Origin of the sequence: Butyricicoccus pullicaecorum DSM 23266, assembly GCF_900167005.1 — a bacterium.
Taxonomy (GTDB): Bacteria; Bacillota; Clostridia; order Oscillospirales; family Butyricicoccaceae; genus Butyricicoccus; species Butyricicoccus pullicaecorum.
This window is the reverse complement of record NZ_FUXW01000001.1, coordinates 479,095-491,579: the sequence shown is the minus strand read 5'-3', so window position 1 is coordinate 491,579 and position 12,485 is coordinate 479,095. Positions and strand designations below refer to the sequence as shown.

At 56.7% G+C, this 12,485-nt stretch carries 11 protein-coding genes and 1 pseudogene; 5 read left to right on the top strand and 7 right to left on the bottom strand.

Annotated features, from left to right (window positions below):
* Nucleotides 1-45: 45 nt before the first annotated feature.
* From B5D52_RS02430 to serC, 7 genes are all read right to left on the bottom strand, one after another.
* Nucleotides 46-2,166: a polyribonucleotide nucleotidyltransferase gene (locus tag B5D52_RS02430; protein WP_016147535.1), complete on the bottom strand. Its 2,121-nt coding sequence runs from the start codon at nt 2,164-2,166 to the stop codon at nt 46-48.
* 185 nt (nt 2,167-2,351) lie between these two features.
* Nucleotides 2,352-2,618 (bottom strand): 30S ribosomal protein S15, encoded by a 267-nt coding sequence (gene rpsO, locus B5D52_RS02425; protein WP_016147536.1) that lies wholly within the window; start codon nt 2,616-2,618, stop codon nt 2,352-2,354.
* A gap of 325 nt (nt 2,619-2,943) precedes the next feature.
* Complete coding sequence (locus tag B5D52_RS16005; protein ID WP_155827639.1) at nt 2,944-3,108, bottom strand: hypothetical protein; 165 nt, start codon at nt 3,106-3,108, stop codon at nt 2,944-2,946.
* A gap of 27 nt (nt 3,109-3,135) precedes the next feature.
* Nucleotides 3,136-3,564, bottom strand: a complete 429-nt coding sequence (locus tag B5D52_RS02420; protein ID WP_016147537.1) for a hypothetical protein — start codon at nt 3,562-3,564, stop codon at nt 3,136-3,138.
* 88 nt (nt 3,565-3,652) lie between these two features.
* Nucleotides 3,653-5,380, bottom strand: coding sequence for a phospho-sugar mutase (locus tag B5D52_RS02415; RefSeq protein ID WP_016147538.1), 1,728 nt, complete (start codon nt 5,378-5,380; stop codon nt 3,653-3,655).
* Nucleotides 5,381-5,632: 252 nt separating this feature from the next.
* Nucleotides 5,633-6,802: a phosphoglycerate dehydrogenase gene (locus B5D52_RS02410; protein WP_016147539.1), complete on the bottom strand. Its 1,170-nt coding sequence runs from the start codon at nt 6,800-6,802 to the stop codon at nt 5,633-5,635.
* Nucleotides 6,803-6,817: 15 nt separating this feature from the next.
* Nucleotides 6,818-7,906 carry a 3-phosphoserine/phosphohydroxythreonine transaminase gene (gene serC / locus B5D52_RS02405; RefSeq protein ID WP_016147540.1) on the bottom strand — a complete coding sequence of 363 codons (1,089 nt, stop codon included), beginning with the start codon at nt 7,904-7,906 and terminating at the stop codon, nt 6,818-6,820.
* Nucleotides 7,907-8,056: 150 nt separating this feature from the next.
* Between serC and B5D52_RS02400 the strand changes: the two genes are divergently transcribed.
* From B5D52_RS02400 to B5D52_RS16460, 5 genes and pseudogenes are all read left to right on the top strand, one after another.
* The gene (locus B5D52_RS02400) at nt 8,057-8,875 is read left to right on the top strand and encodes an epoxyqueuosine reductase (RefSeq protein ID WP_016147541.1); all 819 of its coding nucleotides are present in this window, start codon (nt 8,057-8,059) and stop codon (nt 8,873-8,875) included.
* Complete coding sequence (locus tag B5D52_RS02395; protein ID WP_016147542.1) at nt 8,872-10,227, top strand: aminotransferase class I/II-fold pyridoxal phosphate-dependent enzyme; 1,356 nt, start codon at nt 8,872-8,874, stop codon at nt 10,225-10,227. Before B5D52_RS02400 ends, B5D52_RS02395 begins: the two co-directional genes overlap by 4 nt.
* A 38-nt stretch (nt 10,228-10,265) precedes the next feature.
* Nucleotides 10,266-10,589, top strand: a complete 324-nt coding sequence (locus tag B5D52_RS02390) for a cyclic-di-AMP receptor (protein WP_016147543.1) — start codon at nt 10,266-10,268, stop codon at nt 10,587-10,589.
* Nucleotides 10,589-11,479 carry a DNA polymerase III subunit gene (locus B5D52_RS02385; protein ID WP_016147544.1) on the top strand — a complete coding sequence of 297 codons (891 nt, stop codon included), beginning with the start codon at nt 10,589-10,591 and terminating at the stop codon, nt 11,477-11,479. Before B5D52_RS02390 ends, B5D52_RS02385 begins: the two co-directional genes overlap by 1 nt.
* Nucleotides 11,480-11,514: 35 nt before the next feature.
* Nucleotides 11,515-12,279: pseudogene (locus B5D52_RS16460) on the top strand (PSP1 domain-containing protein); the annotation flags it as partial.
* Between the last annotated feature and the right edge of the window lie 206 nt (nt 12,280-12,485).

The window sequence follows — 12,485 nt, the reverse complement described above, 5'->3', positions numbered from 1 at the left end:
GACAAAAAAAGACCACGCGCGAAGCGTGGTCTTTGATAAACGGAATTAGAGCTTTTCCTCTTCCTTAACGTCCTTCATGGACAGGTTGATACGACCCTTGTCGTCGATCTCCATGACCTTAACATAGACCATGTCGCCGACCTGTACAGCGTCCTCAACCTTCTCGATGCGATGGTCAGCCATCTTGGAGATGTGAACCATACCATCCTTGTTTGCAGTCAGGTTAACGAATGCGCCGAAGTTCATCAGGCGAACAACCTTACCATAGTAGATCTCGCCGACCTCGGGCTCCTTAACGATCGCCTCGATCATGGACTTTGCAGCCTCACCGTCGGATGCCTTAACAGCAGCAATGGTGATCACGCCATCGTCGTTGATGTCAACCTGTGCGCCGGACTCTGCAACGATCTTCTGGATCACGCTGCCGCCCTTACCGATAACCTCACGGATCTTATCCGGATGAATCTGCATGGTGATCATCTTGGGAGCCCAAGCGGATACGTCGTCACGCGGACGGTCGATTGCCTTGAGCATGATCTCGTCGAGGATGCCCAGACGTGCAACGCGGCACTTGCGGAATGCTTCCTTGATGACTGCCGGGGACAGACCGTCAACCTTGATATCAACCTGAATTGCAGTGATACCCTTCTTGGTACCTGCTACCTTGAAGTCCATATCGCCGTAGAAGTCTTCCAGGCCCTGAATATCGGTGAAGGTGGTCTCCTGACCGTCGTCGGTGATCAGACCGCAGGAAATACCAGCAACCGGTGCCTTGATCGGAACACCAGCGTCCATCAGTGCCAGAGTCGAACCGCAGACAGAGCCCTGAGAAGTCGAACCGTTGGAGGAAACGACCTCAGAAACCAGACGCAGTGCGTAGGGGAACTCTTCCTCAGACGGGATAACCGGCAGCAGTGCGCGCTCTGCGAGTGCGCCGTGGCCGATCTCACGACGGCCGGGGCCGCGGGACGGACGGGTCTCACCGACCGAGAAGGACGGGAAGTTATAGTGATGGATATAACGCTTGGTCTTTTCGTCGAAAATAGTGTCGAGCTCCTGTGCATCGCCCAGGGTGCCCAGGGTGCAGATGGTCAGAACCTGAGTCTGGCCACGGGTGAACAGGCCGGAACCGTGTGCACGCGGCAGAACGCCAACCTCAGCAGCCAGCGGACGAACCTCTTCCATACCACGGCCGTCAACGCGCTTGCCCTGAACCAGCCAGTTACGAACGATCTTCTTCTGCAGCTTGTCGAAGCACTCGGAGATCTCTGCGCCGTGCTCAGCGACGTACTCCTCGCCCAGCTCAGCCTCGAACTCGTCGCGAACGACCTTGATGCGTGCGTCGCGAACGGTCTTGTCGTCGGTATCCAGGCAGTACTCCAGCTTGCCGCGGCACTCAGCCTCGAGCTTGTCGAAGATCTCATGGTTGAGGTCGTGGTGCTCGTACTCGAACTTGGGCTTGCCGATCTGTGCCTTGATGTCAGCGATGAAGGCAACAACCTTCTTGATCTCCTCATGTGCAACCATCAGAGCGTTGAACATGTCGTCCTCAGGTACTTCGTTTGCGCCTGCCTCGATCATAACGATCTTATCAGCGGTTGCGCAGACGGTAACGTCCATTTCGGAGCGCTTGCGCTGCTCAGCGGTCGGGTTGATGACAACCTCGCCGTCAACGATGCCGACGTTTGCGCCGCCGATGACGTAGTCGAACGGGATATCAGAGATAGAAACCGCGATAGACGCGCCCAGCAGAGCGGTTACCTCGGGAGAGTTATCAGAATCGTTCTCCAGAACGGTGCAGACGATGGAAACGTCATTGCGCAGGTCCTTGGGGAACAGCGGACGCATGGGGCGGTCGATCTGGCGGGAAGCCAGGATTGCCTTCTCAGAGGGACGGCCCTCGCGGCGCATGAAGGAACCAGGGATACGGCCAACTGCGTACAGACGCTCCTCGAAGTCAACCGAGAGCGGGAAGAAGTCGATGCCGTCGCGGGGCTTTGCCGAGGCGGTCGCGGTGACCAGAACAACGGTCTCGCCGTAGCGAACCAGGCAGGAGCCGTTTGCCAGCTGTGCCAGCTTGCCGGTCTCAACAACCAGCGGACGGCCAGCATAAGTGGTCTCAAACACGCGGTGGTCCTTAAATTCAAAGTGGTTGATGTTGCTCATTTAAGAATGCCTCCTTAATGATGGAAATTGCAGGCGGCATTGCAGCATTAGCACTTGAAGCGCATGCCAAAAATCAGCGTTTGGCCTGTCCTCCAATTGCTAAAGCCGCGGCGTTGCCGCCCTTGGGTTACATGGGAACAAGTAGCAAGCAAGGGGGGCACGGATGCCCCCCTCGATTTTGATACTTACTTACGGATGCCCAGCTTAGCGATGAGTGCACGGTAACGGTTAACGTCCTTCTTCATCAGGTAGTTGAGCATGCTGCGGCGCTGACCAACCATCTTCAGCAGACCACGGCGGGAGTGGTTGTCCTTCGGATGCTGCTTCAGGTGCTCGGTGAGCTCGCCGATGCGTGCAGTCAGGATTGCAACCTGTACTTCCGGAGAACCGGTATCGGTCGGATGGGTGCGGTTAGCTTCGATTACAGCGTTCTTGTCTTCCTTACGGATCATGGTACTTTCACCTCATAAAAAATTTTAATAGTCCCCGCAGGCTGAGTATTGGACGGTGAAACGGCACGCTCTGACGTGTCCTGTGCCCGAAATACTAAGCAAGGGGCAAACAAATTACATTTATAATACCATGAACAAGTCGATTTGTAAAGAGGTTTCCGACAAACAGCCTTCAGCAGGAAGCAACATATCCCGACAAAAAATTCACAGAAAATTTATGAATTTTTCACATTGCATCCACACAAACTTTTTTCTATAATAGAGTACATCAGTTGAGCAAGGGCGCTCAGGTAAAGCGCAGCTTATCAATTGACGGTTTACTTTGTTAGATACGCGGTGGGGGTTGTGCAAAAGCGTGGCCTGAAACCGCGTTTTCTTTTTTATCCGGTGTTTTTCGGCATTTTTGTACGCAGTCGTACAGGATGCCGTTTTTTATTTCCTCTTTTTCAAAAAAAAGCAAAGCCACGCCTGACGGCGCGGCTTTTTTCATACCTATTTTGAGCTTTCTGTGCAGTTGTTATTCCCGCGGCTGCACCATGCACGCGCCGACACCGGCGGCGAGGGTCAAAAACGCGGCAAAGAATCCGATCACGGCATAGATGGCAAAACTGCCCATGCCCAGGAAGTTTTCAAAGTAAAACAGTCCATGGAACGGTGCCAGCATAGCATTGCCCAGCGTATCGACCAGTGTATGCTTCATGTTCAGGAAGATGGCAATGTCCATCACACCCAGCACAAGCGCATACAGCATGAGCAATACTTCAAGCAAACGGCTGTGCATCGGCAGTCCCACCGGAATGATCACGAGCAGCAGCACCATATAGACGATCGAGACAATCAGATTGGTCTGAGAATTGTCCGGGTTCATCGTGAACCACACATTCAGACCGATTGTCAGTGCAGCCCACAACAGCAAAACAGTGATCGGGCCAATAAATCTCCGCATATTCGCCTCCTTATCTCTCTATACAGGACAAGAGGGCGCGGCAATGGCGCTGCGCCCCCCTTGTCCGAACATACGGAATGTTAATTTTTTACTTTACGATTTCCTTTGCAGCGTCAGCCAGTGCAGCGACCTTTGCGTCAGACTCTGCCTTGCTGTCTGCCTTAGCCATGATGTAAACCTTGACCTTGGGCTCGGTGCCGGACGGACGGATGATGAACGAAGTGCCGCCTGCCAGCTCATAGTACAGTACATTCTGGCCGGACAGCTCCATCTCCTCGGTCTTACCGCAGGAAACGCAGGTGCGCACGCCCGACTGATAATCACGGATGTACTCGACCTTATGGCCTGCAACCTCGGTCAGCGGGGTTGCACGCAGTTCAGCCATCAGTTCCTTCATGCGCTCCAGACCTGCAACACCCGGCATGGTGATCGAGATGGTCTGCTCGGTGTAATAACCGTACTTCTCGTACATGGTCTGCATTGCATCGTACAGGGTCATGCCCTTGGTGCGATAGTATGCTGCCATCTCGGCAATCAGCATGGATGCAGTGACGGCATCCTTATCGCGTGCGTAGTCGCCTGCCAGATATCCGTAAGACTCCTCGAATGCAAACAGGTACTCGTGCGAACCGGTGGTCTCGAACTGCTTGATCTTCTCAGCCAGGAACTTAAAGCCGGTGAAGGTATCGAAGCAGTCAACGCCGTTCTTCTCTGCTGCAGCGCGTGCCATCTCGGTGGTAACCAGAGACTTGAGCACAGCCGGATGCTCGGGCATAGTGCCGGTCAGCTTCTTAGCCGTGATGACATAGTCGATGAGCAGGACGCCAACCTGGTTGCCCGACAGAGTCACATACTCGCCTTCGCCGTTCTTGAGCACGATACCAGTACGGTCTGCGTCGGGATCGGTGCCGATGATGAGGTCAACGCCGTTGGCCTTTGCCAGATCGATCGCCAGATGGAAGCCTTCCTTGTTCTCCGGGTTGGGGGACTTTACGGTCGGGAAGTCGCCGTCAATGACCATCTGCTCGGGCACACAGATAATGTGCTTGTAGCCGATGCGCTTCAAAATCTCGGGTACCAGACGGTAGCCTGCGCCGTGGAACGGGGTGTAGACCAGCTTAAAGTCGTCGGCAACCTGCTTTACGCAGTCGGGATTGATGGCAACCTTGAGCACTTCCTTGAGGTATGCTTCGTCGGTCTGCCAGTCCATCATCTTGACCAGGCCCTGTGCCTTCGCCTCTTCAAAGTCCATGGTCTTGACATCAGCAAAGAAATCCAGTGCGCCCATTTCCTTGGCAACAACGTCGGCTTCCTTGGGCGGCAGCTGTGCGCCGTCTTCCCAGTATACCTTATAACCGTTGTACTCCTTGGGGTTGTGGGACGCAGTGATGTTGATGCCGGCGATGGTGCCATAGTAACGGATGGCAAAGGACAGCTCAGGGGTCGGGCGCAGCTCGTCGTAGAGCTTGACGCTGATACCGTTGGCAGCCAGGATGCAGGCAGCCAGCTGTGCGAACTCGGGCGAGAAGTGACGGGAATCATAGGCGATTGCCACGCCGCGTGCACAGGCTTCCGGACCGTTCTGGACGATCAGATTGGCCAGACCCTGAGTTGCCGCACCGACCGTAAAGCGGTTCATGCGATACAGACCAACGCCCAGTACGCCGCGCAGACCAGCCGTACCAAAGGACAGCGGAGCAAAGAAACGATCCTTGATCGCATCCTCATCGCCGCGGATTGCCTCCAGCTCAGCGCGCTCATCTGCGGTCAGTGCCGGAGATGCAAGCCAGCGCTCATACTCAGCCATATAATTCATAATCCATTCACCTCATAAACGTTTTGTATCAAAATCCTTGTGGGAAATACTCCCTTATATAAATTATACAATAAACTTGGTCGTTTGCAAGGTAGTTTTTTGTAAATTTTGATACTGTTCGGTTTTCTCCTGCCAAAATGGTGCGTGGATTTTCTCACAAAATGCACAAAAGCGCGTCCCGGAATTCACATTCCGAAACGCGCTTGTTTCATTCTTGCATCAACGCTCGTCGATTTTCAGAAACCGTTCGGCTTACAGATTTTCGATCGAACGTACACGAATCATGCCGTCAACCGCACGGATTGCATCCAGCACTGCGTCGGTCGGTACGCCGTTTACATCCACGATGGTGTATGCGTAATCGCCGCGCGAACGGTTGCCCATGTTCTCGATGTTCATGCCCTGTGCGGACAGCGTCGAGGTGATCTGTGCGATCATGTTGGGTACGTTCTTATGAATCAGGCACAGACGGTGACCGCCCTCATAGGGTACCTTGAGGTTGGGGAAGTTGACCGAATTGCGGATGGTGCCGTACTCGAGGAACTCGCGGATCTCGGCTGCTGCCATCTTTGCACAGTTGTCCTCGCTCTCCGGGGTAGAAGCGCCGAGGTGGGGCATGATGACTGCATTCTTCTGTGCCAGCATAGCATCGGAAGCGAAGTCGGATACGTAGCGTGCAACCTTACCGCATGCCAGTGCTGCCGCCATGACATCCTCGTCAACCAGCTCGCCGCGTGCGATGTTGATGATGCGCACGCCGTCCTTCATCTTGGCAACTGCGTCCTCGTTAATGATGTACTTGGTGTCCGGGGTGAGCGGTACATGCAGGGTGATGTAATCGCAGTTTGCGAAGATCTCATTGACATCGGTGATGTGCTTGACTGCACGGGACAGCTTGAGTGCGCCGTCAACCGACAGGTAGGGGTCGTAGCCCCAGACTTCCATATCCAGACCGACCGCAGCGTTTGCAACCTGTACGCCGATGGCACCCAGACCGATAACGCCCAGACGCTTGCCCATGATCTCCGGGCCTGCGAACTTGGACTTGCCCTTCTCGGCAGCCGGACCGATGTCCGGGGTACCTGCCAGGGACTTGGTCCACTCGATGCCGCCCACGATATCACGAGAAGCCAGCATCAGACCGCAGACAACCAGTTCCTTAACTGCGTTTGCGTTTGCGCCGGGGGTATTGAATACGACAATACCTTCCTCTGCGCAGCGGTCGAGCGGAATGTTGTTGACACCAGCGCCTGCACGTGCGATGCACTTGAGGTTCTCCGGGAACTTGGTGTCATGCAGCTTGGCCGAGCGCACCAGCACGGCGTCGTACTGGTCGAAGTCCTCGCTGCACGTATAGTTAGCCGGGTCCAGACGATCCAGACCGACCTTGGAAATCTTGTTAAACAGTTTGACCTGATACATTGTCCTGATTCTCCCTTAGCCGTTTTCCTTGGCAAACTTCTGCATGAAGTCAACCAGCTTTTCGACACCCTCGTAGGGCATTGCATTGTAGATGGAAGCACGCATACCGCCAACCGAACGGTGACCCTTCAGGTTGGACATACCGTTCTCGATCGAAGCCTTGACAAACTTCGCGTCCAGATCGGCGTCGCCAGTGCGGAAGGTTACGTTCATCATGGAACGGGAATCGGCACGTGCTGCCGGCTGATAGAAGGACTGGCTGTCCAGATAGTCATAGAGCAGCTTTGCCTTGACCTCGTTGCGCTTCTGCATCTCGGTCAGACCGCCGATCTCGTTCTCGATCCAGTCAAGTACCAGACCCAGAACATAGATTGCGTAGGTCGGAGGCGTATTGTACATGCTCTCCTTGTCAGCCATCAGCTTCCAATCGAGCAGTACCGGCATCTTGTCCTGCGGGTAGTAGCCCAGCAGATCGTCGCGCACGATGACGACGGTCAGGCCGGCCGGTCCCATGTTCTTCTGCGCGCCAGCCATGATGACACCGTACTTAGATACATCAATGGGCTTAGACAGAATGTTCGAGGACATATCGGCTACAACCGGTACAGAACCGGTCTCGGGGCAATACTTCCACTCGGTGCCGAAGATGGTGTTGTTGGCACAGTGGTAGAAATAGTCTGCGTCCGGGGACAGATCGAGTTCTGCCTGGGACGGGATGTAAGAGAAGTTATCCGCCTCGGAGGATGCCGCGACATGGATCTCGCCAAACTTCTTGGCCTCCTTGTACGCGTTCTTCGCGAAGTTACCGGTCAGCGCATAGTCTGCCTTACCGGTACGCATCAGGTTGAGCGGAATGGCGGAGAACTGCATGGTTGCACCGCCCTGTAAAAAGAGGACCTTATAGTTGTCCGGAATACCCATCACGCGACGCAGAGAGGCTTCCGTAGACTTGATAATGGAGTCGTACACCTTAGATCGGTGACTCATCTCCATCACTGACATGCCGGAACCCTGATAGTTGAGCATCTCAGCGGCTGCGCGCTCCAGCACGGGAACGGGCAGCATCGAAGGGCCTGCGGAAAAGTTGAAGATTCTTTCTGTCATCGCTTGTGACCTGCCTTTCATTACGTAATACTTTATAGGGATAAAGTATGAATGAGTCTATTATAGTCCCCCGCCGTGCCGCACGCAAGTGTTTCTTTGGCAAAACCTTTATGCTATAATGTAGAAAAACCCGTCGAAGGAGAAGGAATTTTGAACATTGTCGATAGATTGTCCGTGTCAGGCGGACTCTGTGCATGTGGTGTGTGTGCGATGGGCACTCTGCTTTCCCACATGGACGACCGGCAGCGGCTCGGTCTGTCCCGTCTGATCGACTCTCCCCGCAGCGTCCTCGTTGCCCTCTTCCCCTACCTCACCGGCGCACCTTCCGGCAACCTGTCGCTGTACGCCCGAGGCCGGGACTATCACGCGGTCATTGCCGACCGGTTAGGTGCAGTCGCCAAGGCGTTCCAAGCCGAATACCCAGACAACCACTTTGTCGTGCTGGCCGACGACTCCCCCTTGCCCGAGGTCTACGCCGCCGCCTGCGCCGGTCTGGGCTGTATCGGGGATAACGGACTGCTCATCCATCCCGACTACGGCAGCTATGTCTTTATCGGCACCATTGTGACCGATCTCGACCTGCCGGCAACCGAACAAACACCCCAAGGCTGTCTGCACTGCGGCGCGTGCCGCCGTGCCTGCCCGGTCGAACTGGACAAAGAACGCTGTCTGTCCGCACTCACCCAGCAGGGCGGCACCCTGACCGAAGAGCAGGCCGCGCTCGTGCGCGAGCACCCGCTCGTGTGGGGCTGTGATACCTGCCAGCTGGTCTGCCCGATGAACAAACACGCCAAACAGACCGACATCCCGGATTTCAGACAGTCCCCGATTGATACGCTGACGCTGGCCGATGTGGACGGTCTGACCCGCCGCCAATTCTGTGAAAAATACCCCGACCGCGCATTCACCTGGCGCGGCCCCGCGCCGCTCCGGCGCAATCTGAGCCTCAAAGAAGGAGACAATCCATGAATACCCCTCTGTATCATGCGCTGCGCGCCCTGTCGCAAAAGCATACCGCACGCTTTCACATGCCCGGGCACAAGGGCAAGGATGTTCTGCCCGATTTCGGTCCCATTCTGCCGCTGGACTTCACCGAGGTCTACGAGACCGGCAACCTGTACACGGGAGAAGGTCCCATCCGGCAGGCCGAGGAACAGGCCGCACGCTTCTACCACGCTCCCGACTGCCATTTTCTGACCGGCGGTTCGACTCAGGGCATCCACACCATGCTGTACGCGGCTGCCGGTGCCGGTGCCGACGTGCTGTTTGACCGCAACTGCCACAAATCCGCCGCGCACGCGGCCGCCATGCTCGATCTGTCCCCGGCTTTCGTCTTTCCCAAAACCATCGAGCCGTTCGGCATTCCCGGTCTGCTCTGTCCGGACGACATTGACCGGGCACTGAGTCAAAATCCATCCATCCGTGCCGTACTCGTCACCTCCCCCAACTATTACGGCGTGCGGCAGGATATCCCGGCGATCGCAGCGGTCTGCCATGCGCACGGCGCCAAGTTACTGGTCGACGCCGCGCACGGTGCGCACTTTCCCGCGGTCGGCCTGCCCTCGCCCATCCAGGAGGGTGCAGACCTCGCGACGCTGAGTGCGCACAAGACACTCTATGCGCTCGGCCAGTCGGCTATGCTGCTGTCGAGCGGCACAATAGACAGCGACCGCCTGCGTGAGGGTGCGTCCCTGTTCGGCACGTCCAGCCCGTCCTATGCCATGATGGTCAGTCTGGATCTGGCACGCGATGCGCTCGAGCAGGATGACAGCTATCAGAAAGCAGCCGAGGCCGTTCACGCCCTGCGCCTGCATCTGGCCGAGCACACCAAGTTCCGACCGCTGACCGGAAACGATCTCGATCCCTGCCGTCTGACCGTCTCGACCGCCGGTACCGACTGGACGGGGGATCAGCTGGCCGACACGCTGTATGAGCGGTTTGGGGTGGCATGCGAGATGAGCGACGCGCGTAATATGGTATGTATCGTCACGCCAGCCGATCTGGACGACAATCTGGATCGCCTGCGCGAGGCGTTGGACACCCTATCGCGTGAAGTACAGCAGACCGCGCTGCCCGCACCCTTGCCGCCCTTACCCGTTCCCCGTCCGGCTCTATCCGTGCGCCGCGCTCTGCTCGGCAATGCCTCCACGCTGTTTCTGGACGATGTACAGCCCGGTATGGTCTGCGCCCGTCCGGTTACCCCGTATCCGCCCGGCGTTCCCGTGCTCTGGCCGGGTGAAGAAATCACCGCCGAACACATTGTATTTCTCAGAAATCAATGTTATAATACGATTGACCGCATCTCTGTATATCAGCCGTGATTTTTTTACGGTGAGAGGCGGAAAAGGAGGGTTTCCCTATGAAAATGCTGCTTGCAATCATCAATTCCGATGACGCGCATAGTGTAATGAATCACCTCATGGAGGCCGGATTCCAGATCACCAAGCTCGCCACCACCGGCGGCTTTCTGCGTGCCGGTAACGTCACCATCCTGATCGGTCTGGAAGACTCCCGCCTGGACGAGGCGATGGATCTCATCCGCAAATATTCCAACACCCGCAAACAGATCATCCCGACGACGGCAAATCTGGGCGTTGGCTTCCATCCGGCAATGCCGGTCGAGGTCACGGTCGGCGGTGCGACCGTATTCGTGCTGAACGTCGAGCAGTTTGAGAAACTGTAATGCCTGGATTTGACGCTCTGCCCGGCAATACCGCACTCAAAGCTAGCCTGCGGACTGCGCTTGATCGCCGTTTTCCGCAGGCTGTTCTGTTATCCGGCCCGGATGGCAGCGGAAAAACCGATTTCGCTCAAACCATCGCAGCTGCACTCCTGTGCACCGGTGCTTCGCCCCGTCCGTGCGGCGCGTGCGCCTCGTGCCACAAGGTCGCGCACGGTACGCATCCCGATTTAATTGTCATTGATGAGGGAGATGGCGAAATCAAGGTCGAGACCGCACGCAATATCCGTGATGAGGCGGCTATTCTGCCGAACGACGGTGACCGCAAGGTCTTCATCATCCACAACGCCGACCGCATGAATCTGAGTGCACAGAATGCCCTGCTCAAGGTGCTCGAAGAGCCGCCGCGCTATGTCTTTTTTATCCTGCTCTCGTCCCAACCCGGTGTCCTGCTCCAGACCATCCGCTCGCGCTGCGCCATCTACCAGCTCGAGCCGCCGCATGTGTCCGCTGACCAGAACCCCGAGCTGCTCGAGCCATCCCGCGCGTTCCTGCGCGCCATGGCCAAGGGAGACGAATACGGCATGCTGCTGGGTGCAAATGGATTTGCCAAACTGAACAAGGCCGCTTTTCAGCAGGCCATGACCCTGCTCGGGACTGCGCTGCGCGATGCCGCTCTGGTATCGGTCGGTGCTGCCCCGCTCGTCCCGGCACTCTCCGCCGAGACCCGCGCCCTCGCCGGCGCACTGACCGCGGAAAAAATCCTCGCGGTCTACAATCACCTCACGCTGCTGTCCCGCCGCGCTGAGGTCAACGCAAGCGCACCCATCCAGTGCGCTGTCCTTGCGGCAGGTGCTTACGCCATCTGCCATCCGCCGCAATCATCCAAATAATATCCGCGGCATACTGAAACGGAGGAACATTTAGATTGCTGACTGTCATTGGTGTCCGATTCAAACGAGTCGGCAAAGTATACTATTTTGACCCCTGCGGCATCACGGTCAAGCGCGGACAAAGCGTTATCGTGGAGACCGCACGCGGTGTCGAGTGCGGCGAGTGCGCCATGGGCAACACCGAAGTGTCCGAGCGTGAAGTCGTCTCGCCGCTCAAGAAAATCATCCGCATCGCGACCGAACGCGATCTGGAAGTCGCCCGCGAAAACGAGCGTCAGGCCAAGGAAGCCTACCAGATCGCACGGCGCAAGATCGAGGAACACAAGCTGGACATGCGTCTGGTCGCTGTCGAGTGCACCTTCGATCTCAACAAGATCCTGTTCTACTTCACGGCAGATGGCCGTGTAGACTTCCGCGGCTTGGTCAAGGATCTGGCTGCCATCTTCCGCACCCGCATCGAGCTGCGCCAGATCGGCGTACGCGATGAGGCCAAGATGATCGGTGGTCTGGGCATCTGTGGCCGCGAACTGTGCTGCGCGTCCTATCTGGGCGACTTTCAGCCGGTGTCCATCAACATGGCAAAGGAACAGAACCTGTCACTCAACCCGGCTAAAATTTCGGGTACCTGCGGCCGCCTGATGTGCTGCCTCAAGTACGAGCACGAGGTCTATTCCGAGCTGCAAAAGGTCACGCCCAAGACCGACAGTCTGGTTGAGACCCCGGAGGGTCGCGGCACTGTCCTGTCTACCCAGATGCTGCGCGGTACATGCAAGGTGCAGCTCGAGGATGCACCGGACGAGCCTCGCGTTTTCGCGTGCACCGACTGCCAGATGATTCGTTCGGGTCGCGCCAAGAAGAACAACAACAATAATAATAACGGCAATAATCACGGCGGCGAGTGCTGCCAGAACTGCGCAAAACAGCAAAAGCAGCCCGAGATCGACCCCATGCAGGAGCAGGAGCCGGTCGCAGTCGCACAGCCGCCCGTCCGTCCGCGTAACGAAAA